This window comes from Pseudomonas shirazensis (assembly GCF_014268785.2).
In the GTDB taxonomy this organism is placed as follows: Bacteria; Pseudomonadota; Gammaproteobacteria; order Pseudomonadales; family Pseudomonadaceae; genus Aquipseudomonas; species Aquipseudomonas shirazensis.
In genome coordinates this window covers 762,716-787,622 of sequence record NZ_JABWRD020000001.1, presented here as the reverse complement: position 1 = coordinate 787,622, position 24,907 = coordinate 762,716, and the positions used below count along the sequence as shown (strand labels likewise).

Below are 24,907 nucleotides of genomic sequence, written 5' to 3'. Positions count from 1 at the left end.
TGCAATGTTCATTCTCAGCCGCCTCGACAGCGTGCCGCCCGAATCCTTCCAGAACCAGATCCGCCAGCTGGTGATCGACCATGTCGGCGAGCTGAGTAGTGTCGCCATCAGCAGTGACAATCCCCTCTACCCGCTCTATCAATACGGTGTAGGCCTTGAGGTGCATCAGTACCTGCAAGCCATGGACGGCACACATGGGCTGGCCGTGCAGTTGTTGCTCGCGCTGGATGCCGACGCGCCTGATCAACTACTGGGTTTCGCGCTCGCTCTGCCCGCTCAGGACAACCCGCAGGCCTGCTCGCTGGCGTTCATTGTGGTGCTGCCCAGCCACCGTCGCCAGGGTATCGCTCGCGCCCTGCTGGCTGACCTGCAGTCACGCTACAGCTGTGTCGAACTGAATGCCTTTGCAGGGCTGGTGCCCTGGTTTGAAGAAATGGGCATGCAGGTGGTCGCGGCACGTGGCCCGCAAGTGCTGATGAGCAGCACCGGCCACGCCAGCGGCGCGCTGATCGGCACTCTGGATATCGCCCCGATCTATGAAACGCTGGAAGTGCGCCAGATCCATGCCTACCTACTCAAGCAGCAAGGCGAAGACGCCATGATCGAAGCCGAACAGCGCCGCGATGAGCGCCTTGACGAACTGGCGCTACAGGCCCAGGCCTGCGTCAGGCAGCGCCAAGCGGTGCATTGACCGCCCCGCTCAAACCTCGGTCACAGGGATATCGCCGGCGCTGCCCTTGCCCTCGCGGCGATCGCTCATCCAGTCGTTGAGCTGTTCGCCAAACTGCGCCGGCGCCTTGCGCCCGAAGCGCTGCCCCAGATCAAGGATGCTCTGCTGGGCCAGGGTCTCTTCCATGCGTTTCTGCGCGCTGATCATCACCGCGTGGATTGCGCAGGTGCCTTCGGTCGCCCAGGCCGGTGGCGAACCCTCGAACAGCGCGCAGCGCTCGCGGATTTCGCGGCAATCGAAAATCTTCTTCGCCCCGTCAATCGCAGTGGCGATGTCCAACACGCTGATCTCGGCCGCCGGCCGCGCCAGGCGAAACCCGCCGCGCACGCCTTCGGTGGCCGCCACCAGGCCGGCGCGAGCCAGCTTGGTGAAGACCTTGGCCAGGTATTCCTGAGGCACCCCCTGCAGCTCGGCCAGATCACGCACGCTGGCTTCGCGGCTCTCGCCCTGCTCATCGAGCAACAGCAGCAGGCAATGGATGCCGTATTCAACCCCGGCGCTGTAAAGCGACATATCGATCTCCGACTGGATTAGTCGTAAATGGTACGCCTGTGGCCGCCTGCAGGCAAAGACCGGCTGGTTCGACGCTGATCGCAATCAACAAAACGCTTGAGATTTATAACTACGACCAATAGAGTCGTAGTTATTCGAGCGGCAACAGGATTGTGCTCGATGGTGTTTCGTCCCTCTCAATCACCCGGAGCAATCCCATGAAAACCGACATCCTGATCATCGGCGCAGGCTTCGCTGGCGTGTGGAGCGCACTCAGCGCTGCGCGCTTGCTCGACCAGGCGCAACGCGGCGAGTTGAGCATCAGCGTCCTCGCCCCACAGCCGCAGATGCGCATCCGCCCACGCCTTTACGAGGCCCAAGCACATACCCTGCAGGCGCCTCTGACCGCCTTGTTCGATGCGGTTGGGGTGAAGTTCATCGAGGGTCACGCCCTGGCGATCGACCCGGATGGACGCCAGGTCAGCTATGAAGACGGCGCTGGCAACAACCAACGGATCAGCTATCGTCGCCTGATCCTCGCCGCCGGCAGCCAGGTGGCGCGCCCGAACATTGCCGGCCTGGCCGAGCACACCTTTGATGTCGACCAACTGGAATCGGCCGTGCGCCTTGAACAGCATCTGCACGCGCTCGCCGCGCTGCCGGGATCCCCTGCGCGCAACACTGTGGTGGTGTGTGGCGGCGGTTTCACCGGCATCGAAACGGCCACCGAAATGCCCGAGCGTTTGCGGGCCATTCTCGGCGCCGATACCCGCTTGCGCGTAGTGGTGGTCGACCGCAGCGCACAGATCGGCGCGGCACTAGGCGCCGGGATCACTCCCTCAATCGTCGCCGCCTGCAAGCAAGCCGGCGTGGAATGGTTGCCCGGCACCTCGGTGGTGGCAGTCGACAGTGGCGGCGTCACGCTGGATAACGGCGACTACATCGCCAGCAAGACGGTGATCTGGACCGTCGGCGTGCAGGCCAGCCCGTTGACCGCACAAATCCCCGGCGAGCGCGACGGCCAGGGCCGGCTGCGAGTAGACGAGCATCTCAAGGTCAAAGGTCAGGCACACATCTATGCCACCGGCGACGTCGCCTGGGCGGCCGTCGACGACCTCGGCAACCATGCGCTGATGACCTGCCAGCACGCCATTCCGATGGGCCGCCATGCCGGTAACAACGCCGCAGCTGATCTGCTCGCGCTGACGCCCGTGGTCTATCGCCAGCCCAAATACGTCACCTGCCTCGACCTCGGCGCGTGGGGCGCGACCTTCAGCGAAGGTTGGGAGCGTGAGCTGAAACTGCAAGGTGAGGAAGGTAAGGCAGTCAAACGGCAAATCAACACACAATGGATCTACCCGCCAGCCGCAGACAGGGCCACGGCGCTGGCTGCCGCCGACCCCGCGATTGCTATCGTCTGAGCGCATTAAAACTGACAGTTTCGTCAGAAAATGACGGAACTGTCGTAAGTTGTAGTTACATTGAATGACTGGTCAATAATAGTGGCACTGTGGCATCATCGAAAAAAACAATCAGCACGATCGAGGAACAACCTCACCCTTTCGCAGCGCATCGAGAGCCCGGCGCCTATCAGGTGACGCGGCTTCGCCGAACCAGCTCTTGACGCCTGCCAGCCATCGTCAAGGAGCTTCCCATGCAATTACGGAATATGAAGATCGGCACTCGCGCCGCCAGTGTGTTTACCCTGCTGGGCGTGCTGGTATTGGTCATGGGCTTACTCTCACTGTACGAAACCCGCCAGATGGACAGGTCTACCGATGAGATCCGCAATACCTGGATCCCGGCCATGGTTGCCTTGAGCGACGTCGGCACCAATCTGGGCCGCGCCCGCGCCATTACCTTGCGCACCGCACTGGAAACACAGGCAAGTGCCCGCCAAAGCAGCATGGCCCTGATCGACAGCATCAACCAGCAGCTGGCCAGCGGTATCAAGGCCTATGAAGCAACCATCGTCGCTGCTGATGATCGCGCCCTGTTCAATACCTTCACCGCCGCCGAACGCCAGTATCTGGATCAGCAGAAGCAGGTACTCGGCTTGATAGTGGCTGGCAAGGCTGACGAGGCCAATGCTTTATTGACTGGCGCCATGGCGCAGTCCGCCGATGTGATGATGAAAGCCTTGGGCGCTCTGCTCGATTACAACAGCAATGGCGCCGAAGCGGCCTCCCAGCGCAGCAGCGATGTGGCCGACGAGGCGTTTTCGGTGATCGTCGTGTCGCTGTTGATCATCCTCGGTGCACTGGTGGCCATCGCGATCCTGCTCACCCGCAGCATCGTCGTGCCCTTGGCTGATGCCGTCGCAGTGGCAGAACGCGTCGCCACCAACGATCTTACCCAGGACATCCGTGTACAAGGCCAGGACGAGCCAGCCCTGCTGCTCGCTGCCCTGGCGCGGATGCAGAGCAGCCTGCGCGATACCCTGCGCAAGATCTCTGCCTCATCCGACCAGTTGGCCTCGGCCTCCGAAGAGCTGCACAGCGTGACCGAAGACACCAGCCGCGGCCTGCATCAGCAAAGTGCCGAAATTGACCAGGCAGCCACTGCGGTCAACCAGATGACTGCCGCCGTCGAAGAAGTCGCCAACAACGCCGTGACCACTGCCGATGCCTCCAAAGGCGCCGACCAGAGCACCCGTGACGGTCGCGATCAGGTCAATCAGGCACTCAGCTCGATCCAGCATCTGGTCGACGACGTCAGCGGCACTTCAACTGAAATCGAACAACTGGCCACCAGTGCCAACGAAATCAGCCGCGTGCTGGACGTGATCGGCGCCATCGCCGGGCAGACCAACCTGCTGGCCCTCAATGCGGCAATCGAAGCCGCCCGCGCTGGCGAAGCTGGCCGCGGTTTTGCCGTGGTCGCCGACGAGGTGCGCGCCCTCGCCCACCGCACTCAGGAGTCCACCGCTGAAATCGAACAGATGATTGCCGGTATCCAGAACGGCACCGAACGCGCCGTGACAGCCATGCACAGCAGCCGCAGCCGCGCCAACGGCACCTTGGAAGTGGCCCAGTCAGCCGGCGAAGCGTTGGAGGTAATTGCTGAAGCGATTGCCTCGATCAACCAGCGCAACCTGGTCATCGCCAGCGCTTCCGAAGAACAGGCGCAGGTGGCGCGAGAGGTGGACCGCAACTTGGTCAACATCCGCGATCTGTCGATGCAGACCTCGGCGGGCGCCAACCAGACCAGCGCTGCGGCGCAGGATCTGTCGCGCCTGGCAGTGGACCTGAACGGGATGGTGGCGCAGTTCAAGCTTTGACAGCACAAGGGGGCTGCCGGGCAGCCCCCGTTGTCTATCAGGGATTGATGCGTAGCGGCTTGCCAGCCCGCTGGGTCTGGCCACGTGTGGCCAGGCAGTAATACAGCGGGCAGGTCACCAACAAGCCAAACAACCACGACAAATCTGCGCCCTCGACCAGATTCGAGTACGGCCCGACATACAGCGCAGTATTGGCAAACGGCAGCTGCACCAGAATGCCGCAGGCGTAGGCAATGATCGCGTGGTGATTGAAGCGCCCGTAGATGCCGCCATCCGCACTGAATATCGAGGCGATGTCGTACACGCCTTTTTTGATCAGGTAGAAATCGATGAGGTTGATCGATGCCCACGGCACCAGCACCAGCAGCAGTGCCAGGATCAACCCGATGAATTGGCCGATGAAGTCAGCCGACGCGTTCAGCGCAACCATCCCACAACCGAGCAGAATCACTGTAGCGAGGATCACCCGCACCTTGATGCTGGGAGTCCACTGCGCCGCGAAGGTCTGAATCGCGGTCACGATCGACAGCACCGCGCCGTACAGATTGAGGGCGTTGTGGCTGATGATATTGAGCAGGAACAGCACCATCAGGATCGGCCCCAACCAGCCAGTGGCTTGTTCCACCGCCGCCATGGCATCAGTGCCTTCCGGCACGCACAGCACCGCAATCGCGCCAAAACTGAAGCACAGGATGGTCCCCAGGGTGGCACCGAAATAGGTCGCCCAGAACGGCTTGGCGATGCCGATTTCGCGCGGCAGATAGCGCGAGTAATCAGAGGTGTAGGGCGAGAAACTGATCTGCCAGATGGTGCCCAGCGAAACAGTGGCGATGAAGCCGGACAAGTTGAAGCTGCCGCGGCTGAAGAAGTCGGCGGGCAGGTCCTGGACGAACATCATGATGAAACCGGCCAGCAGCGCCGAACCCATCACCCAGGTGCCGATGCGGTTGAGGCTATGAATGAAGCGGTAGCCGATCACGCCGATCGCCGTCGCGCTGAGGGCGCCGATCACGATTGCCGTCGGCATCGGTACGCTGGGGGCAATGCCATGGATCGATTTGCCGGCCAGCACGATGTTGGAGATGAAGAAGCCAACATAGATAAGCGCGGTGAAGAACACGATCAGCAGAGCGCCATAGCGGCCGAACTGGCCACGGCTCTGGACCATTTGCGGAATGCCCAGTTGCGGCCCCTGCGCCGAGGCCAGGGCAATAACCACCCCGCCGAGCAAGTGCCCTAGAGCGATGGCAATCAACCCCCACAGCAGATTCAGATGAAAAACCTGGACCACCATGGCGCCGGTGACGATGGGCAGCGGCGCGATGTTGGTGCTGAACCAGAGGGTGAACAGGTCGCGCGCCTTCCCGTGGCGCTCTGCTGGTGGAACGTAATCGACCGTGTGATTCTCGACAAACTGGTGCTGCGACGACGATTGGGACATAGGAATTCAGCTCGAAAGGGTCGTTTTTATCGTTGTAGGAAACCGCTCATGGCGGCCTCTCAGCTGCGGACCATATTATGGTATTCCAAGCTTTTGACAACACTGCGCCGCCCTAAAAAGCAGTAACTGATCCGGTTCAGCAACCTTCCAGGCCAATCTAAATTGGCTGCAAGACCGCGTATTCAAAGGGTTGTCGCCTTTCATCGTGTTTTTTTCAGATGCGTAATTAGCGCTTGCAAAACGAGTATTACGGTATACCATCAGACACATCAACGATAAAAAGCGGACCACCGCTCCCCTGCGAAGAGGATCACTTCATGATCGACGCAACCGTCTACAAGAACGTCCTGGGCTCCTTCCCGTCCGGCGTTACCGTCATCACCACCCTGGATGACGACGGCCAGATCGTCGGCCTTACCGCCAGCGCCTTTTCCTCGCTGTCGATGGAGCCGCCGCTGGTGCTGTTCTGCCCTAATTACAGCTCCGACTCCTACCCTGTCCTGATCGCCAAAAAGCGCTTTGCCATTCACCTGCTCTCCGGCGAGCAGCAAGCCGAGGCTTACGCCTTCGCGAAAAAGGGCAAGGACAAGGCCGCTGGCATCGAGTGGACTTTGAGCGAGCTGGGCAACCCCCTGCTGGCCAACGCCACCGCAATCATCGAGTGCGAACTGTGGCGTGAATATGAAGGTGGCGACCACGCCATCATGGTCGGCAAGGTGCAGAACCTGATCGTCCCTGAGCAAGCGCCACAGCCGATGATCTACTGCCGCGGCAAGATGGCCAGCCTGCCTGCCTTCGCCTGAGCACTGCCTATTCTGTCTACGGATGCCAGGCGCGTCCGTTGTGATCACTGACGCCTGCCCTGCCAGGCGCGACATTCAAGCGTTGAGGAATGCCCCATGAAATTTTCGTTGTTCGTGCACATGGAACGTTGGGATGAACAGGTCAGCCACCGCCAGTTGTTCGAAGACCTCACCGAACTGACCCTGATGGCCGAGGACGGCGGTTTCAGCACCGTGTGGATCGGCGAACACCACGCCATGGAATACACCATTTCGCCCAGCCCGATGCCGCTGCTGGCCTACCTGGCCGCACGCACCGAGAAGATTCGCCTGGGCGCCGGCACCATCATCGCGCCGTTTTGGAACCCGATCCGGGTAGCCGGCGAATGCGCCCTGCTCGACGTGATCAGCAACGGGCGAATGGAAGTCGGCCTGGCCCGCGGCGCCTACCAATTCGAATTCGACCGCATGGCCAATGGCATGCCTGCTACCGAAGGTGGCAAGGCCCTGCGTGAGATGGTCCCGGCGGTCCGCGAATTGTGGAAAGGCGATTACGCCTTCGAAGGCGAGGTGTACAAATTTCCTACTTCGACCAGCGTACCCAAGCCAGTCCAAAGCGGCATGCCGCCGATGTGGATTGCCGCACGTGACCCAGACTCGCACAACTTTGCCGTGAAGAACGGCTGCAACGTGATGGTCACCCCGTTGATGAAGGGTGACGAAGAAGTGCTCGACCTGAAAAACAAATTCCAGGCCGCACTCGACAACAACCCAGAGGTACCGCGCCCGCAACTGATGGTGCTGCGCCACACCCACGTGCACAGCGCTGCCGAACCAGATGGCTGGAAGATCGGCGCCAAGGCGATTGCGCGCTTCTACCGCACCTTCGATGCCTGGTTCGGCAACAAGACCGTTCCGGTCAATGGCTTCCTCGAGCCGAGCCCGGAGTCGAAGTTTGCCGAAGTGCCCGCCTTCGAGCTGGACAACATTCGCAAGAACACCATGATCGGCACGCCCGAAGAAATCATTGCGCGAATCAAGTACTACCAGGAGCTCGGCGTCGACGAGTTCAGCTTCTGGTGTGACAACAGCTTGCCGCATGCCGAAAAGAAGAAGTCGCTGGAGCTGTTCATCAAGGAAGTCGTGCCGGCTTTCATCTGAATTCCCATTACCTGAATTCATTGCGGGAACAGCCCGCTCCTGCGGGCTTGATCGCCCGCGTGAGCGGGCATTTTTTTGTCGATGATCTGCCGGCGGCCCCTGTATAGCTGGATTGAGCGGCCTTTCGTCTTCTCGCCGGAGAAATTTCAATCAAGCTATTGCAGAACAAATATTATGGTATACCATCAGACAACAAGACCAGATATCTTTGACAGGAGCCATCCATGAGTTTCGAAATCCGCAAGATCGTCACCTACTCCGAAGAAACCCGCATCGAAGGCGGCAAGGCCACCGACAAACCGGTGACCATGGTCGGCCTGGCTGTGGTGATCAAGAACCCATGGGCGGGTCGCGGTTTCGTTGATGATCTGAAACCGGAAATCCGTGCCAATTGCTCTGACCTCGGCGCGTTGATGGTCGAGCGTCTGATTGCTGCGATCGGCGGCGCGGACAAGATCGAGGCCTACGGCAAAGCGGCGGTCGTCGGTGCTGATGGCGAGATCGAACACGCCTCGGCGGTGATCCACACCCTGCGCTTTGGCAACCATTACCGCGAAGCGGTGCAAGCCAAGAGCTACCTGAGCTTCACCAACAAGCGTGGCGGCCCAGGCACCTCGATCCAGATCCCTATGATGCAGAAGGATGACGAAGGCCTGCGTTCGCACTACATCACCCTGGAAATGCAGATCGAAGATGCACCACGTGCCGACGAGATCGTGGTGGTACTGGGCGCCGCTGACGGCGGCCGCCTGCACCCGCGCATCGGCAACCGCTACATCGACCTCGAAGAACTGGCAGCCGAAAAAGCTCAATAACAATTAGATCAACGGGCCGGGGCGTGCGCACAGCGCCACGCCTCACGCTCAAGGAGCGCCCTCGATGATTCAGCCTGTTGCTGAACGCACACCCGCCGGCACCAGCTACCTGGTGACTGGCCAAGGCCAGCCTGTGGTACTGATCCACGGCGTCGGCCTGAACAAGGAAATGTGGGGCGGCCAGATCGTCGGCCTCGCCACTGACTACAAGGTCATAGCCTACGACATGCTCGGCCACGGCCAGAGCCAGTTGCCTGCCGCCGATACCCCACTTGAGGGCTACGCCGCGCAACTGGCCGAGCTGCTCGACCATCTGCAGATCGCCCAGGCCACGGTTATCGGCTTCTCGATGGGCGGTTTGGTGGCACGGGCCTTTGCCCTGAATTATCCGCAGCGGTTGACGGCCTTGGTGGTGCTCAACAGCGTGTTCAACCGCTCGCCCGAGCAGAGCGCCGGGGTCATCGCCCGCGCGGCACAAGCGGCCGAACTGGGCCCGGACGCCAACGTCGACGCCGCCCTGGAGCGCTGGTTCAGCCGCGAGTACAAGGCCGCCAACCCGGCTCAGGTCGCCGCGATCAAGCAGATCCTGGCCAGCAATGACCCGCAGGGCTACCACACTACCTATTCGCTGTTCGCCACCCAGGACATGTACCGCGAAAGCGATCTGGGCAGCATTCAGGCACCAACCCTGATCGCCACCGGCGAACTCGACTCCGGCTCCACTCCGGCCATGACCCGCCAGCTCGCCGCACGCATCCCCGGAGCACATTGCGTGGTCCTCGCCGAACAACGGCATATGATGGCAGTAGAAGCGCCGCGTGAAGTCAACAAGATGCTGCTGGACTTCCTCAGTCAAGCGCGCACCCTCACCGAATCCGCCAAGGGGATAGTTGCATGACCCTCGTTCGTTTCCAGATGTGCATCGATGGCCAATGGCGCGATGCCCAAAACGGCAAGACTTTCGACAGCCTCGACCCGGCCACCGCGCAGGTCTGGGCGCAACTGCCCGACGCCGACGAAGCTGATGTTGAACTGGCCGTGCAGTCGGCCCAGCGCGCCTTCGACAGCAAGGCCTGGCGCGGCCTCACCGCGACTGCGCGGGGCAAACTGCTGCGCCGGCTTGGCGACCTGATTGCCGAGAATAAAGAACACCTGGCCCAGCTGGAAAGCCGCGACAACGGCAAGCTGATCCGCGAAACCCGCGGCCAGGTCGGTTACCTGCCAGAGTTTTTCCATTACACCGCGGGCCTGGCCGACAAGCTCGAAGGCGGCACCCTGCCGCTGGACAAGCCTGATCTGTTCGCCTACACCGTGCATGAGCCGATGGGCGTGGTAGCCGGGATCATCCCCTGGAACAGCCCGCTGTACCTGACCGCAATCAAGCTGGCACCGGCGCTGGCCGCGGGTAACACTATCGTCCTCAAGCCGTCCGAGCACGCTTCGGCAACCATTCTCGAGCTGGCCCGCCTGGCCCTTGAGGCCGGTTTCCCACCTGGCGTGGTCAACGTAGTCACCGGTTACGGCCCAAGCACTGGCGCTGCCCTCACCCGTCATCCGCTGATCCGCAAGATCGCCTTCACCGGCGGAGCTGCGACTGCCCGCCATGTAGTGCGCAGTAGCGCCGAGAATTTCGCCAAACTGTCGCTGGAGCTGGGTGGCAAATCGCCCAACATCATCTTTGCCGACGCCGACCTGGACAGCGCCATCAATGGTGCAGTGGCGGGCATCTATGCTGCCTCTGGGCAGAGCTGCGTCGCCGGCTCGCGGCTGCTGGTGCAGGACGAAATTTACGACGAGTTCGTTGCACGGCTGGTCGAGCGGGCCAAACGCATCCGCATCGGTAATCCGCAGGACGAGCAGAGCGAAATGGGCCCGATGGCCACCGCACAGCAGCTGGCAGTGGTCGAAGGCCTGGTCGCCGCAGCCTGCGCCGAGGGGGCCACACTGCGCATGGGTGGCAAGCGTGCCGAGGTCGAGGGCGATGGCTGGTTCTACGAGCCGACCCTGTTCGAGTGCGACAGCAATTCGCTGAAGATCATGCAGGAAGAAGTATTCGGCCCGGTCGCGGCGGTCATTCGTTTCAAGACCGAAGAAGAGGCCCTGGCGATCGCCAACGACTCGCAGTTCGGCCTGGCGGCAGGTATCTGGACCCGCGACCTGGGCCGCGCGCACCGGCTGGCCCGTGACGTGCGCTCGGGGATCATCTGGGTCAACACCTACCGTGCAGTCTCGGCCATGGCGCCGATCGGCGGCTTCAAGAACAGCGGCTACGGCCGTGAAAGTGGCATCGATTCGGTGCTGGCCTATACCGAGCTGAAGACCGTGTGGATCAACCTGTCCACCGCGCCCATGCCCGACCCCTTCGTGATGCGCTAAGGAGCACTGCCAAGATGATCGAACCTGGCATCTACAAAGACGTGATGGGCTCGTTCCCCTCGGGCGTCACGGTCGTTACCACGCTGGACGCCGACGGCGGCATCGTCGGCATCACTGCCAGCGCCTTCAGTGCGCTGTCGATCGAGCCGGCGCTGGTGCTGTTCTGCCCCAACTACGCCTCGGACACTTACCCGATCCTGCGAGACAGCAAGCAGTTTGCCATTCACCTGCTGTCGGCCGGGCAGACCGCCGAAGCCTATGCCTTTGCCGGCAAGGGCAAAGACAAGGCCAAGGGCATCGAGTGGCAGCTCAGCGAGCTGGGCAACCCGCTGTTGACCAAGGCCACCGCGATCATTGAATGCGAGTTGTGGCGCGAATACGACGGCGGCGATCACGCGATCATCGTCGGTGCGGTGAAAAACCTGGTGCTGCCGGCCGAGCCGGTGACGCCGATGGTCTACCATCGTGGCAAGCTCGGCGCCCTGCCATCGCTGGGCTGACCTGAGTGCCACCGCGCTGCCTGGCGCAGCGCTGACTTTTTTGGGGGCCGCGGCGAACCTCACCCTTGTTCGCGGCCCTGTTTTATTGCGGAGCACTGCCATGAGCAACGACAAGTATCAAAAGGGCCTGGAGATCCGCACGCAAGTTTTGGGCGAAGAGTACGTCAACCGCTCTCTGCAGAACGCCGATGAGTTCACCAAGCCGCTGCAGGACCTGGTCACCGAGTACTGCTGGGGCCATGTCTGGGGCCGTGATGGTTTGTCGCTCAAAGAGCGCAGCATGATAAACTTGGCAATGATTTCCGCACTCAATCGGCCCCATGAGCTTAAGCTGCACATCCGCGGCGCCTTGCGTAATGGCCTGAGCCGTGAACAGATTCGCGAGATCCTGCTCCAGGTCGGCATTTATTGCGGCGTGCCGGCGGCGGTAGACAGCTTCCGGCTGGCCCGCGAGGCCTTTGCCGAAGCCGACGCGGAGTCAACCCGTTAACAGCGGGCTGTTCGAACCACTGCAAGGAGCGCCCCGGTTCGTGGTGCTTCGCGAGGTTGGCGCAACAGCCTCATAAAGAGCGCACCTGATGAAACGCCAGCCACTCGACGACAGCTTCAAGGTCAACCGCAACCCCGTCACCCTGCGCGAGATCGTGCTCGACAAACTGCGCAACGCGATCATGAACTTTCACCTGTTACCGGGTGACCGCCTGGTCGAGCGCGACTTGTGCGACCGCCTCGGCGTCAGCCGTACCTCGGTCCGCGAAGCGCTACGCCACCTCGAATCCGAAGGCCTGGTCGAATTTGCCGACGCCAAGGGCCCGCGGGTCGCGATCATCACCCTGGAAGATGCCCGTGACATCTACGAGCTGCGCTGCGTACTCGAGGGCCTGATCGTCCAGCTGTTCACCCTCAACGCCAAGGCCAAGGACATCCGCGCGCTCGAGCGTGCGCTCGAAGTCAACCGCGAAGCGCTCGAAGATGGCGAGTTGCAGCAGGTGATCGACTCGGTGCAAGGCTTCTACGACGTACTCCTGGAAGGGTCCGGCAACCACGTCGCGGCCACCCAGTTGCGCCAGTTGCAGGCACGTATCAGCTACCTGCGAGCGACCTCGGTGTCGCAACAGAACCGCCGTGGCGCCAGCAACAAGGAAATGGAAAAGATCGTTGCGGCGATCAAGAGTGGCGACCCGCTGGCCGCACATCAGGCCTCGGTCGACCATGTACGCGCTGCCGCTGCAGTGGCGCTGGACTACCTGCGCCAGAAGCAGGATGACAATACCAAGGTGCGCGAGATCGTCGCGCCCGTGGCCCTGAAGGACCCTCGCATAGGCCGCTGACCATGCCCAACTCCCCGCGCTATTGCCCGTACTGCACTACCGAGCTTGCCCGGGGCGTTCCTTCCGGTGATACCCATGAGCGCCTGTACTGCGCCGCTTGTGGCTACATCCATTATATCAACCCGAAAATCATCGCCGGCTGCATCATCGAGCGCGATGGCAAGTACCTGTTGTGCCAGCGCGCGATCCCCCCGCGCCCTGGCACCTGGACGCTGCCGGCAGGCTTCATGGAAGCCGGCGAAACCACCGAGCAGGCGGCGCTGCGTGAAGTCTGGGAAGAAACCGGAGTACGGGCCGAAATCGTCTCGCCGTACTCGATCTTCAGCGTGGCCAAAATCAGCGAGGTGTATATCGTCTTCCGCGCCATCGCCACCGCTGAAACCGGCGTGTTCGGTGCAGAGACCCTTGCCTACAAGTTTTTCGAGCCTGACCAGATCCCCTGGGACGAGATCTACTACCCGGCCATCCGACAGATTCTCGAGCGCTATATCCTGGAGCGTCAGGCGGGTGTGTACGGGATCTACATGGGCAATGATGACACCGGCAAGGTGCATTTCATTCGCTGACTGCGGTGTTGTCTAGCGACGCCAACGCGCCCTCCCGCATTGCATTTAGGCGGCGCCTGGCCCAAGCTCAGTGGTTCCTGACCACCGGACCTGCCAATGCCCAGACACCGCCTGTACCTGATCGCCGTGCTCGCTCTGGTCCTGGTATCGGCCACCCTCGGCTACTGCTCGCGGGATGTCGAAATTAGCGTCCCGGCAGTCGCGCCGCACAGTTATGGCAAAGCGCTGCGCCAGGCCCACGACGGCCTGCCAGGAGCTGCGCGGGTGCTCTATCAACAGTTGCAGCGTGGCGACCTGACGCCCATCCGGCGCGCAGCACTGTATGCCGAGTTGCCCAACTATCCCTCGCCAAAAGCGCTGGAGCTGGCCAGGCTTGACCTGCAACACGATGACCCGATGGTACGTCGCGCAGCCATCGAGAGTATTCGCCGCCTGTTGCCTGCCGGCCAACGCAGCCTGGTGCTTGGGCCTATGCTTAATGATGACGAGCAAAGTGTGCGCTTCGCGGCAGTAGATGCCCTACTCGGCCTCGACGCGGACGCCATTGGCTTGTATTTCGGGCCGCTGCAACAAGCCCTCGAAGCCTACCAACAAGCCCTCCTGGAGCAACCGGAAGACAGCGCCGCGCAAGTGCATCTGGCCCGGTTATACCTGCATGAGGATGATTACGCACATGCCGCTTTGGCCCTGCAGCGCAGTTTGCAGCTGAGCCCGCAGAACCTGGATGCCCTCGCCGTCCAGGTACGCCTGCTCGAACGCCAAGGCTTGCACGACGAATCTCGCCAGGTTTTGGCCAAGGCGCTGGCACTGCAGCCAGACTCGGCCTTTCTGCAGCACGATCTCGGTCTGTGGCTCAATCGCCATCAGCAAACCGAATATGCCTTGCTGGCGTTTGCCCGCGCGGTTGAACTGGAGCCGGAAAACACTGATTACCGCTACATGCTGGCGGTCACCTTGCATCAGCTCGAGCAGGTTGAAGCCGCGCAGAAGCAGCTACAAACCATCCTCGACCGGCAACCTGCCAGTCGCAACGCGCGGCTTTTGTTAATCCAGTACTGGAAGGAGACCGGGCAACTGCAGAATGTGCAAGTGCTGCTGGCCGAGCTAGAGCGCCAGAACCCGGACGATCCGATTCTGCAACAAGGCTTGTAGCACTTGGCAACCAATTGCACTCTGTTCGAGGCTTCAGGACTGGGGTTAGACGCGACGCGGGCTGTACAAATTGCTAGCCAGCGCTCTATCACTTTGCCTCGGTCAACATACTCTGTACCCGAGCAACCAGCAGTGCCAGCGAGAATGGCTTGAGCATCAAGCCCGTACCGGGTTGGTCGAGCAAGGCCTGCTCGATCGGGTGCTCGCTGTAGCCGGTTATGAACAAGATCTTCTGCTGCGGTTGCAGCAGCCGCATCGCCTGCGCTACCTGGCGACCACTGGAGCCGCCAGGCAGGCCAATGTCGGTTATGACAAGATCGAAACTTCCCTCGTGGCGAAACTTGCTCATCGCACCTGCAGCATCTGCGACATCGATTACCTCAAAGCCCTGTTCTACCAACGCTTCCTTCATCAGCGCGCGCAGGCCGCTTTCGTCATCGATAAGCAACAGGCGCCGATCATGGACAGGCTCCATCAGCACCGGTAACTGAGGCGTAGCCTCCGGTTCGACAGCTTGCAGACAGCGCGGGAAGATCATGGTCACCCGGGTGCCTTGCTCCAACGTGGACTCGAGCCAGACATAGCCCCCTGACTGGTGAACAAAGCCGTAGACCATGGACAGACCCAGCCCCGCGCCGCGCCCTGCAGGCTTGCTGGTGAAAAACGGCTCAAACGCGCGAGGAATGTCTTCGCTGGCCATGCCATGGCCATTGTCTTCCACCTGAATGGCAAGATAATCACCTCCCGGTAGCCCTCCATGGGCTCGTTCATCATCCTCTAGCCGCTGGTTGAAACTGCGAATGGTCACTGTGCCCGCAAGGTTGCAGGCCTCACGGGCATTGGTGCACAGGTTGACCAGAGCGATTTCCAGCTGCCCCGAGTCGACCAGGATCGGCCAGGCATCACTATCCAGATGACACTCAAGGAGAATCTCTGGGCCCAGGGCCTGCAAAAACAAAGGCTGCGAGGCTGTCATCACCTGCGTGCTGTTCAGCGGTCGCGGCGACAGACGTTGAGTTCTGGAAAAAGCCAGCAGCTGATGCGTAAGGATCATTGCGCGCTCAACCGAGTCGCGTGCCAGCTCTACGTAACTGGCAATTCGGTCGGGTTGACCCTGGTCGATACGCCGTTGCAACAATTCCAGGCTGCCGCCAATGCCAGACAGCAAATTGTTCATTTCATGGGCCATGCCACCTGCCAACTGACTCACCACAGTGACGCGCTGATTATTGCGCAGCAGCGCCTCAGAGCGTCGCATAGCGTTTTCACGCTCCTGGTTGATGTCACTGCCCACCACGGTCAGAAACTCACCGTCGCGCCGAGCACTCCATCGGATCCAGCGATAATGTCCGGCACGGTGACGCACTCGGCTCTCAAGCTCGCTCACGCCATTGCCGTGCAGCACGTCCAGCGCAACTTCCGACACGTCACGTCGATCGGATGGGTGTATCAGGTCGATGATAGGCATCTCGGCCATTTGCGACAACGTCCATCCCATCATGCGTTCAAACGCGGGGTTTACAGCATGCAGGCGCAGATCAAGCGTGACCATGATCATGGCTTGTCCAGATAACGCCCAGATCCCTTCGCGATCGGCCTGGTACTGCGCGATCTGCTGCTCGAATCGCTCAGTCAGCTCACGCCACTCGCCCAGCGTTTCGACGCTGGCTGTGGCGTTGATGGCGGTATGCAGAAAACCCGCGACGCGTGCCTGCTCGTCTCTGATCGGCGTATAACCCAGGGCGCACCAGACATTGCCGGCCTCGGTGCCATCTGCGACCAGAATGGGGGCATCGCCAACGAAGCTTGCTTGCCCCTCGAGCGCTTTGAATACAGACGGCCCAACGTGCTCCCAATGCTTGAGCCATAACTGCTCGAAACTGCCGCCCAAACCAGGGGCGCCCTTGCCGATCACGTCCGAGTACGCGGTGTTATGGATTACCGTAAGTCTGTCGCCCCATATCAGCGCTGCCGGGAACGGCGACGCGAGCATGATATCCACGGCGTGCCGCAGCGAGGGCGGCCATTGCGCCAGTACACCCAGGGGGGTGGCGCCCCAATCGAACATGCGAATGGCCTGCGCAATCGGGTCGACCTGCTTCCAACTGGGTTCAAGATGGATCACTTGAAAATCGGTATCGGACGACTTGCCCTTGGCGACCACTGTCTGGATTCCTTGACGTCGACTGGCTGACTATTTAGTGCGCATGATCTGCTGGAACTTGATCCACTGCAACGCCGGATTTGCGAGGCGAGCAGGAGACCTCTGACCCCGCTTTGCTCCGAGCTCCCACAGCGCAGCTGGAGTTTCCCCAAAGCTGAATCGACATAAGCCTACATCTGCGGTGTCGCGCCCTACGTAATCTGATCTGCCAGTTGTCCAAACGCGGACAGCACCAGAGGGAAGGATGTTGCCGATGTCAAAACTCATGCACACAGGGCGTAGTTTGCTGGAGCTGCTGTTAGTCTCGGCGGTCGGGCTGATACCGATTGTTTCCGGGCTGACCGTGATGTTCTATCAGCTAGAGCGCAAGCTAGACGAAAACGCGCGCATATCGGCCCAAGAGGCTTTGTTCGCGATTGATCGACGCTTGGACAGTCTGTTGCTCACGGCCAGTACCGCCAGCCAGTTCAGCGGCCAGGCGTGTGACAATGTGATCGAACAACTGCGAGCGATGACCGCCAGCGACCCGCGAATCCACTCACTGGAGCTGACCAAAGATGATCTGGCGTACTGCAGCACCTTGCCAACGATCATTCCGCATCACATCGACATCACCGCCGGACGCACGGTCAGGCTGAATTTCGACTCGCCGACAACGCCCAATGGTGTAATGGTCGAATATCGGCTGAGCGACGATGGTCCAGGCATCATTGCGACGAGCTATGGCATTGAGCTGCGCAGAGAACTGCAGGGTTTTCAGGATGGGCTTGTGTTGGTACTGGAGTTCGAGGACGCTTATCTCTGGAGTCAAGGCGATAGCCGCGATCAGCAACAACCTTCACAGAGCGAATTCTTCCGCAGTGCGCCGTCGACTCGGCATGACTATCGGGTGAACGTGGGTTATCCAGCGGGGTACACGCTGGCAGAGGCGCGTACGCTGATGGTTCAGGTCTTGCCCTCGCTGACGCTGGTAGGTCTTCTGACTGCCGCCATTACCTACTGGGGCATACTCCGCGCTCGGCGCAAGCGAGAGCGCACCACTGCCTGAACCACAAGCAGGGTGCGCCAGCCGTCATTGCACGTCGAGAACGCCGCGACGCACCTGATCCCGCTCGATCGATTCGAACAAGGCCTTGAAGTTGCCTTCACCGAAACCGTCATCACCCTTGCGCTGGATGAATTCAAAGAACACTGGACCCAATAAGGTCTCCGAGAAGATCTGCAGAAGCAGGCGCTTGTCACCTGATTCAGCCGCGCCGTCGAGGAGGATACCGCGCGGCTGCAGCTGGTCCACCGGCTCGCCGTGGCCTGGCAGCCGCTCTTCAAGCATCTCGTAGTAGGTCTGCGGTGGCGGAGTCATGAAGCGCATCCCCAGAGCTTTGAGCGCGTCCCAGGTCTTGAGCAGATCATCGGTAAGGAAGGCGACGTGCTGGATGCCCTCGCCATTGAACTGCATCAGGAACTCTTCGATCTGGCCGGCGCCCTTGGACGATTCTTCATTCAGCGGAATGCGGATCATGCCATCCGGCGCAGTCATGGCCTTGGAGGTGAGGCCGGTATACTCACCCTTGATGTCGAAATAGCGAATTTCGCGGAAGTTGAACAGCTTCTCGTAGAAGTTGGCCCAATACGACATGCGTCCACGGTAGACGTTGTGGGTCAAGTGGTCGATGATCTTCAGCCCCGCACCGACCGGATTGCGCTCGACGCCTTCGATGAACTTGAAGTCGATGTCGTAGATCGAACTGCCTTCTTCGTGACGGTCGATCAGGTACAGCGGCGCACCACCAATGCCCTTGATGGCGGGCAGTCGCAGCTCCATCGGGCCGGTTTCGATCTCCACCGGCTGAGCGCCAAGCTCGAGTGCACGCGCATAGGCTTCATGGGCGTTGCGCACCTTGAAGGCCATGCCACACACCGACGGACCATGCTCGGCAGCAAAGTACGAGGCAATGCTTTTGGGCTCGTTGTTGAGGATCAGGTTGATGTCGCCCTGGCGGTACAGGTGCACATCTTTGGAGCGGTGCGAAGCGACCTTGGTGAAGCCCAGTATCTGAAATACAGGTTCCAGCACGCCCGGCGTCGGCGATGCCAGTTCAATGAACTCAAAGCCCATCAGGCCCATCGGGTTTTCGAAGATATCAGCCATGTTCGTGTCCTCATCTACTGCGTAATAACGATTATTCAGTTGCGTTCGATGGCGGACAGCCGGGTGGCGAGCAGGGGATGCCACGCACGCTGCGGGCGAGGAAAGTACCAATGATCAATTTGAACCCATGGTGTGGCATAGGGGCACATTCTCGGCGGCTTGGCCCTCAGCATGAGAGGACTTTATTGTTTTATTCGTAATTGGATTCTATAGGGCGTAAATGAGTTTGTCGCGCTTTTAGTTGTCCGCTCAACCCGACCAACGGCTATCCTTGGCAGGTCATCGTCACTTTCAGGTCCACATGCCCCTTTCAAACAAACATCCCGGCCGCCGCCGTTGGCATGCCCTGCTCCCGTGGCTGATGGGCCTTCTGCCTGTGTTATGCGGGGTTGGTGTGATGGCTTGGCAAAGCCAGCGTGACATGTATCAGGCCAGCGAGAAAACCAGCCGTCTGGTCGTTGCCCATGTCGAGCACATTCTTGACAGCCTGGCAACGGCGGCCCAGGCCCTGCTGCCACTGGCGGGGCAGCCGTGCGCGCAGCTTGAGGTCGCGCTGCGCAGTGAGGTCACACGCAATGCTTTTGTGCGCTCAGCCAATCTGGTCAGCGACAACATCCTCTACTGTACGTCATTGTTTGGCGAGCACCAGGAGGCTGTCAGCCCCATTCATTACACTGACGACCGTCTGTGGCTGATGGATGGCAACTCTGTCACACCAGGGCATGCCTTGCTGGTCTATCGTGCAGGCAACGCACAACGCGCGGCGCTCACCACTGTCGACGGTGATCATCTGCTCACTGCCTTGCGGCTCATTGGCAGCGGTCAGCAACTGTACCTGCGCGTCGGCGGCAATTGGATGGGCCAAGATGGCATAGTTCATCAAGGCACTCCGCCTGCATCGCCCAGCGCCGCGGTAGAGCAGGCCTCGACGCGTTATCCGTTCAGTGTCCATGGCGGTTTCGCCACAGGCAAGCAGGCCGAACTGATCAGTCATCAGTACCCTGCGGTGATGGCCCTGTTAATCCTGCTGGGCGTCGCGGCCGCAGGTGTCTGCCACTGGCAACTGCGCCGTGCATCGTCCCCACGCGCGGAGCTGGATCGGGCGCTACAGGCCAACGAATTCGTACCATACTTCCAACCTGTAGTACGCAATGGTGATTACCACTGGGCCGGGGCCGAGGTGTTGATGCGCTGGAACCATCCGCGCGAAGGTCTGGTGCGCCCTGACCTGTTCATCCCCTATGCAGAACACAGCGGGCAGATCGTCGCGATGACCCGCGCCCTCATGCTGCACACCGCTCAAAGCCTCGCGCCCTACGCCGCCCTGTTGGAAGACGGCTTTCATATCGGCATCAACATCACTGCCGACCACTGCCAGGATCTGAGCTTGCTGGAAGATTGCCGGACGTTCCTGCAGCATTTTCCTCCTGGGCGAGTTGCCTTGACCCTGGAGCTCACCGAACGCAAGTTGCTTGAGGCCACCCCGGTTGCGCTCGAGCTGTTTGCCAAACTGCATGACATGGGCGTGATGATCGCCCTCGACGACTTTGGCACCGGCCAGTCAAGCCTTAATTACCTGCGCCAGTTCAAGGTCGATTACCTCAAGATCGATCAGAGCTTTGTCGCCATGATCGGCGGTGACGCGCTGTCGCAGCACATCCTCGAGAGCATCATCGAACTGTCGGCCAAGCTGGGTCTGGGCATTGTCGCCGAAGGTGTCGAAACAGCCACGCAGCGCGATTATCTGCAAGGTCACGGCGTGGACTTTCAGCAAGGTTACCTGTTTGCCCGACCGATGCCGCTGGAGGACTTTCTGCAGGCGTTGGCGGCTCGTCCGCGGTTGCTCTAGGAGGTTCGCCCTGAGATCATGCGCAGCTGACCAAACCGTCCATTCACTGTAATTGAGGCATTCGTGTCAAAAGGAATTGTTACATCGGTCACGGCGTCCTGCCTGTTCGCCGTGATGTACTTCTACAGCTCGCTGCTGGCGCCGCTCGACGGCGAAGAGATTTTTGGCTGGCGGACCCTGCTTACCCTACCCTGTCTGACCTTGTTCATGCTGCTGAGCAAGGACTGGCAGCGTGTCGCCGAGCTGTTTGCCCGGGTGCGCCGCAGCCCGGCGCTGCTACTGGGCATGCTCGGCACTTCCTGGTTGATGGGCGTGCAGCTGTGGCTGTTCCTCTGGGCACCGTTGCACGGGCGTAGCCTAGAGGTGTCGATGGGCTATTTCCTGTTGCCGCTGGCAATGGTCATGACCGGGCGGCTGGTCTACGGCGAACGGCTTTCACGCCTGCAAAAAGTGGCAGTCGCGTGCGCTGCGCTGGGGGTAGGCCACGAGCTATACCAGCATGGCAGCTTCGCCTGGGAAACCCTGGTGGTGATGATAGGCTACCCGATCTACTTCGTGCTGCGCAGGCGCTGCCGCACCGATCACCTGGGCGGTCTGTGGTGCGACATGTTTTTGCTGTTGCCGTGGGCGCTGTACTTCGTGTTCCACGGCCCACTGTCGGCCGCCGACCTGCGTGCATACCCCGGGCTCTACGGCTTGATTCCGCTGCTCGGGGCAATCAGCGCCGGTGCACTGATTGCCTATGTACTCGCCAGTCGGCTGTTGCCGTTCGGCCTGTTTGGCCTGCTCAGCTATGTCGAGCCGGTACTACTGGTCGGCGTCGCCCTGCTGCTGGGCGAAACCATTGGTCGTGACCAGTGGTTGACCTACCTGCCTATCTGGGCGGCGGTACTGGTGCTGGTGCTCGAGGGCATCAAGCACCTGCTCCGTCAACGCCGCCGCTCTGTGTAAGGCGCACCTGGCGCACGCGCCGCTCCTCCACCGCAATCACGGTCATGGTCCAGCCGTTCCAGGCCAGACAGTCACCGACCCGCGGCAAGCGGTCCAGCAAGCTCATCACCAGACCCGCGAGGGTCTGGTAGTCCTCGGTAGCGCGGGCACTGAAGCCGGTCCGCGCCTGCACCTGGCTAAGGTTCAAGGCACCGCTGACCACAAAGCCGTCAGCCTCCTCGACAATGGCCGGGCCTTCGACCTCACTGGCGTCTGGCAACTCACCGGCAATCGACTCAAGAATATCGGTCATGGTCAGCAAACCGGTGAAGTCACCGAATTCGTTGACCACAAAGGCGATATGAGTCGACTGGCCGCGCATCTGCTCCAGCGCATTGAGGATGCTGAAGCTCTCCAGCAGATTCAGGGGCGCCCGCACCATCGCCTCAAGGTCAGGTCTGTTGCCCTCGAGGTACTCCTTGAGCAACTCCTTCTTGTGCACGAAACCAAGCGGCTCCTCGATACGCCCGTTACGAATCAGCGGTAGGCGCGAGTATGGCGAGTTGGCCAAGGCCAAGGTAATGCTCTCGGCAGGCAGTGCCAGGTCCAGCGCATCGACTTCGGTACGCACCGTCATCACCGTGCGGATAGGCCGTTCGGCAAGGTTCAGCACACCGCTGATCATGACCCGCTCGCGGCGATCGAACAGCACCTGCTCCTGACCACCCTCAACCAGATCGGCAATCTCTTCACCAACTTCGTCCGCTTCTACCCGACGACCGCCCATCAGGCGCAATACCGCATGCGCAGTGCGCTCACGCAGTGGGCGATGTTCTTGCAGGCTGCGCTTGCGACGAGCCCGGGCGAGCTGGTTGAACAGCTCGATCAGGATCGAGAAACCAATCGCCGCGTACAGGTAGCCTTTCGGGATATGAAAGCCCAGACCCTCTGCGGTCAGGCTGAAGCCGATCATCATCAAGAAGCCCAGACACAGCATGATCACGGTCGGGTGGGCGTTGACGAAGCGGGTCAGCGGCTTGCTGGCAACAATCATGATACCGATCGAGAAGATCACCGCGATCATCATGATCGACAGGTGTTCGACCATCCCCACTGCAGTAATTACCGCGTCCAGCGAGAACACCGCATCAAGCACCACGATCTGCGCAACGATCGGCCAGAACGCCGAATGGCGGACGCTGCCGCTGGACTGCGCAACGTGCCCTTCCAGTCGTTCGTGCAGCTCCATGGTGGCCTTGAACAGCAGGAACACACCACCAAACAGCATGATCAGGTCACGGCCCGAGAACGTCTTGCCGAAGAGTTCGACCAGCGGCTCGGTCAGGGTGACCATCCACGAGATACTCGCCAGCAGGCCCAGGCGCATGATCAGCGCCAGGCTCAAGCCGATCACCCGCGCGCGGTCGCGCTGATGCGGGGGCAGCTTGTCAGCCAGGATGGCGATGAACACCAGGTTATCGATACCCAGCACCAGCTCGAGGACGATAAGCGTTAACAGGCCTAGCCAGGCCGTGGGGTCGGCAAGCCATTCCATTAGCGGGTACTCACAAGGGATGTGTTACGGGAGGGGGTGCAAGATGGCCGGGACGACCAGGAACTGGGGGGCTCCGAGAAGGTGTTCATAGATACCTGAATGGGAAATTGGGATGCAGATCCTACAATTACAGTCGTATTTTCTGACAGCGGGAAACTATTACAAAACCTGTAACAGGTGTTTCTGAGGCAAACCAGAGGGGACTTTGGTTCAATACGCAGGCCGGGTGGGCGCGCACGATCAGCGCACCTCAACTCTGGAATCCTGCTCATGAGCCTGTCCTTGTCCATGGCTGCCTTTGCCCTGGCAGCCTCGATTTCACCCGGCCCCGTCAATATCGTAGCCCTGGCCAGCGGCGCCCGCCACGGCCTGCGGGCGAGCCTTGGCCATGTCGCGGGTGCGACGCTGGGTTTCTGTTTGCTACTGCTGTTGTGCGGTTTGGGTGTGCACCAGCTGTTGCTGCGCTGGCCAGCGCTGGGCCAGTTGCTGCTGGGGGGCGGTGTGTTGTTCCTGCTGTATATGGCTTGGCAACTGGCCCACGACGACGGCGAACTAGCGGCTGAACAACAGCAGCAGGCACCCTCAGCCTGGCAAGGCGCGGCCATGCAGTGGCTGAGCCCGAAGGCGTGGCTGGCGGCCGTTGCCGGCGTGGGCGTCTATACCGGCGGGGATCAGCCACTGCTGTGGCTGTTCAGCGCAATCTACGCGCCGATCTGCTTTGTCTCGATCGCCAGCTGGGCGTGGGCCGGCAGTGTGATCAGCCACTATCTGGACAACCCGAAGCGCTTGCGCCTGTTCAATCGCCTGCTGGCGGCATTAATCGTGGCCAGCGCTGTGGTGCTGCTGCGCGCCTGAGGCGTTACGGTAGTGCCCGGGGGTTGCCGCCAGGTGCCGCTTGAACGCGCGCTGCAAATGCGCCTGATCAGCGAAGCCTGCGTCCACCGCCACCTCGGCGATGGGCCGGCCCAGGCGCAGTTGGCTACGCGCATATTGCACGCGCTGGTCCAGCAGATAACCATGCGGGGTCAACCCAAAGCGCTGGCGAAAGGCGCGAATCAGGTAGGCCCGCGACAATCCGGCAGCGGCGCAGATATCGGCGAGGGTCAACGGGTCCTGCCGGTGCGTGCGGATGAACGCTGCGCCAGCTTCCAATTGCGCATGCTCATCACTGGGCGTCGCTGCCGCAGGTTGCAGATAGCCGGGCAAGTCCCGAAAAAAAGCTGCGAGCAAGGCTTCGCGCTCGGCCGTCGCTTCATCGAACAAGTTCGCGAACAACTGCAGTACCCGGCTGTACAGCGCTGGGGAATGGCTCAGGGTTGCCTCTGGCAACTGCACGCCTTGCGCACTCAGCCACGGCATATCGACAAACAGCATCAGGTACGACCACGCCTCGCCAGCAACTGGGTTGCAACTGTGCACCACGCTCGGTTTGATCAACACCGTGCTGCCCGCAGTCACCTCATGACTGACCGCACCGGTCATGTAGCTGCTGCGCCCACCCGTAATCACTCCAAGCGAGAAGCTCTCATGGGAGTGTGCCGCGTAACACACCTGGCGGCCGTCACCCACGCGGCGCGCTTCAACGAAAGGCAATGCCGGATCGCGCCAGAACCGTGAGGCCTCGATCATCGCCC

At 60.9% G+C, this 24,907-nt stretch carries 23 protein-coding genes; 17 read left to right on the top strand and 6 right to left on the bottom strand.

Going from position 1 to position 24,907, the window contains the following annotated elements; genetic code table 11:
- Positions 1-4 precede the first annotated feature (4 nt).
- Entirely contained in the window at positions 5-691 is a 687-nt protein-coding gene (locus HU736_RS03320) for a GNAT family N-acetyltransferase (RefSeq protein ID WP_186698420.1), read from the top strand.
- 9 nt (positions 692-700) lie between these two features.
- Here HU736_RS03320 and HU736_RS03315 read toward each other — a convergent pair whose 3' ends face one another.
- Positions 701-1,243, bottom strand: a complete 543-nt coding sequence (locus tag HU736_RS03315) for an RrF2 family transcriptional regulator (protein WP_186698422.1) — start codon at positions 1,241-1,243, stop codon at positions 701-703.
- A 197-nt stretch (positions 1,244-1,440) separates the two neighbouring features.
- Here HU736_RS03315 and HU736_RS03310 point away from each other — a divergent pair, with 197 nt between their 5' ends.
- Both HU736_RS03310 and HU736_RS03305 read left to right on the top strand, forming a co-directional pair.
- Complete coding sequence (locus HU736_RS03310; protein WP_186698425.1) at positions 1,441-2,643, top strand: NAD(P)/FAD-dependent oxidoreductase; 1,203 nt, start codon at positions 1,441-1,443, stop codon at positions 2,641-2,643.
- A gap of 233 nt (positions 2,644-2,876) precedes the next feature.
- Positions 2,877-4,502, top strand: coding sequence for a methyl-accepting chemotaxis protein (locus HU736_RS03305; RefSeq protein WP_103437121.1), 1,626 nt, complete (start codon positions 2,877-2,879; stop codon positions 4,500-4,502).
- A gap of 37 nt (positions 4,503-4,539) precedes the next feature.
- Here the strand turns inward: HU736_RS03305 and HU736_RS03300 are convergent, their stop codons facing one another.
- A complete protein-coding gene (locus HU736_RS03300) occupies positions 4,540-5,943 on the bottom strand; it encodes a purine-cytosine permease family protein (RefSeq protein ID WP_186698427.1) in 1,404 nt (467 codons plus the stop codon).
- Between the two features lie 317 nt (positions 5,944-6,260).
- Here HU736_RS03300 and HU736_RS03295 point away from each other — a divergent pair, with 317 nt between their 5' ends.
- The 10 genes from HU736_RS03295 to HU736_RS03250 all read left to right on the top strand — a co-directional run bounded on the left by HU736_RS03295 (position 6,261) and on the right by HU736_RS03250 (position 14,626).
- Positions 6,261-6,746, top strand: coding sequence for a flavin reductase family protein (locus tag HU736_RS03295; protein ID WP_186698430.1), 486 nt, complete (start codon positions 6,261-6,263; stop codon positions 6,744-6,746).
- Positions 6,747-6,842: 96 nt separating this feature from the next.
- A complete protein-coding gene (locus HU736_RS03290) occupies positions 6,843-7,886 on the top strand; it encodes an LLM class flavin-dependent oxidoreductase (protein WP_186698432.1) in 1,044 nt (347 codons plus the stop codon).
- Positions 7,887-8,110: 224 nt separating this feature from the next.
- On the top strand, positions 8,111-8,701 hold the full coding sequence (locus tag HU736_RS03285) for an amino acid synthesis family protein (RefSeq protein ID WP_101318873.1): 591 nt from the start codon (positions 8,111-8,113) through the stop codon (positions 8,699-8,701).
- Positions 8,702-8,765: 64 nt separating this feature from the next.
- The gene (locus HU736_RS03280; protein ID WP_101318871.1) at positions 8,766-9,599 is read left to right on the top strand and encodes an alpha/beta fold hydrolase; all 834 of its coding nucleotides are present in this window, start codon (positions 8,766-8,768) and stop codon (positions 9,597-9,599) included.
- Positions 9,596-11,077: an aldehyde dehydrogenase gene (locus HU736_RS03275; RefSeq protein ID WP_186698434.1), complete on the top strand. Its 1,482-nt coding sequence runs from the start codon at positions 9,596-9,598 to the stop codon at positions 11,075-11,077. The genes HU736_RS03280 and HU736_RS03275 overlap by 4 nt, the downstream gene beginning before the upstream one ends.
- Before the next feature lie 14 nt (positions 11,078-11,091).
- Complete coding sequence (locus tag HU736_RS03270) at positions 11,092-11,577, top strand: flavin reductase family protein (RefSeq protein WP_103437117.1); 486 nt, start codon at positions 11,092-11,094, stop codon at positions 11,575-11,577.
- Positions 11,578-11,677: 100 nt separating this feature from the next.
- Entirely contained in the window at positions 11,678-12,067 is a 390-nt protein-coding gene (locus HU736_RS03265; protein WP_101318865.1) for a carboxymuconolactone decarboxylase family protein, read from the top strand.
- Between the two features lie 88 nt (positions 12,068-12,155).
- Positions 12,156-12,908 carry a GntR family transcriptional regulator gene (locus HU736_RS03260; protein WP_103437116.1) on the top strand — a complete coding sequence of 251 codons (753 nt, stop codon included), beginning with the start codon at positions 12,156-12,158 and terminating at the stop codon, positions 12,906-12,908.
- A gap of 2 nt (positions 12,909-12,910) precedes the next feature.
- On the top strand, positions 12,911-13,474 hold the full coding sequence (locus HU736_RS03255; RefSeq protein ID WP_103437115.1) for an NUDIX hydrolase: 564 nt from the start codon (positions 12,911-12,913) through the stop codon (positions 13,472-13,474).
- A 96-nt stretch (positions 13,475-13,570) separates the two neighbouring features.
- On the top strand, positions 13,571-14,626 hold the full coding sequence (locus tag HU736_RS03250; RefSeq protein WP_186698437.1) for a HEAT repeat domain-containing protein: 1,056 nt from the start codon (positions 13,571-13,573) through the stop codon (positions 14,624-14,626).
- A gap of 88 nt (positions 14,627-14,714) precedes the next feature.
- On the opposite strand, the gene HU736_RS03245 is transcribed toward HU736_RS03250, so the two are convergent.
- A complete protein-coding gene (locus HU736_RS03245) occupies positions 14,715-16,790 on the bottom strand; it encodes a hybrid sensor histidine kinase/response regulator (RefSeq protein ID WP_367615278.1) in 2,076 nt (691 codons plus the stop codon).
- Positions 16,791-17,034: 244 nt separating this feature from the next.
- Here HU736_RS03245 and HU736_RS03240 point away from each other — a divergent pair, with 244 nt between their 5' ends.
- On the top strand, positions 17,035-17,838 hold the full coding sequence (locus tag HU736_RS03240) for a CSS-motif domain-containing protein (protein ID WP_103437112.1): 804 nt from the start codon (positions 17,035-17,037) through the stop codon (positions 17,836-17,838).
- Between the two features lie 24 nt (positions 17,839-17,862).
- On the opposite strand, the gene hppD is transcribed toward HU736_RS03240, so the two are convergent.
- The gene (gene hppD, locus HU736_RS03235) at positions 17,863-18,939 is read right to left on the bottom strand and encodes a 4-hydroxyphenylpyruvate dioxygenase (RefSeq protein WP_101318855.1); all 1,077 of its coding nucleotides are present in this window, start codon (positions 18,937-18,939) and stop codon (positions 17,863-17,865) included.
- A 301-nt stretch (positions 18,940-19,240) separates the two neighbouring features.
- Between hppD and HU736_RS03230 the strand changes: the two genes are divergently transcribed.
- Together HU736_RS03230 and rarD are read left to right on the top strand one after the other, a co-directional pair.
- The gene (locus tag HU736_RS03230) at positions 19,241-20,788 is read left to right on the top strand and encodes an EAL domain-containing protein (RefSeq protein WP_186698439.1); all 1,548 of its coding nucleotides are present in this window, start codon (positions 19,241-19,243) and stop codon (positions 20,786-20,788) included.
- A 63-nt stretch (positions 20,789-20,851) separates the two neighbouring features.
- Positions 20,852-21,739: an EamA family transporter RarD gene (gene rarD / locus HU736_RS03225; RefSeq protein ID WP_103437110.1), complete on the top strand. Its 888-nt coding sequence runs from the start codon at positions 20,852-20,854 to the stop codon at positions 21,737-21,739.
- Here the strand turns inward: rarD and HU736_RS03220 are convergent.
- On the bottom strand, positions 21,702-23,273 hold the full coding sequence (locus HU736_RS03220; protein ID WP_103437109.1) for a TerC family protein: 1,572 nt from the start codon (positions 23,271-23,273) through the stop codon (positions 21,702-21,704). The genes rarD and HU736_RS03220 overlap by 38 nt on opposite strands.
- Positions 23,274-23,543: 270 nt before the next feature.
- On the opposite strand from HU736_RS03220, the gene HU736_RS03215 reads away from it, so the two are divergent.
- The gene (locus tag HU736_RS03215) at positions 23,544-24,128 is read left to right on the top strand and encodes a LysE family translocator (protein ID WP_186698441.1); all 585 of its coding nucleotides are present in this window, start codon (positions 23,544-23,546) and stop codon (positions 24,126-24,128) included.
- Here the strand turns inward: HU736_RS03215 and HU736_RS03210 are convergent.
- A complete protein-coding gene (locus tag HU736_RS03210) occupies positions 24,090-24,902 on the bottom strand; it encodes an AraC family transcriptional regulator (protein WP_186698443.1) in 813 nt (270 codons plus the stop codon). The genes HU736_RS03215 and HU736_RS03210 overlap by 39 nt on opposite strands.
- Positions 24,903-24,907 lie beyond the last annotated feature (5 nt).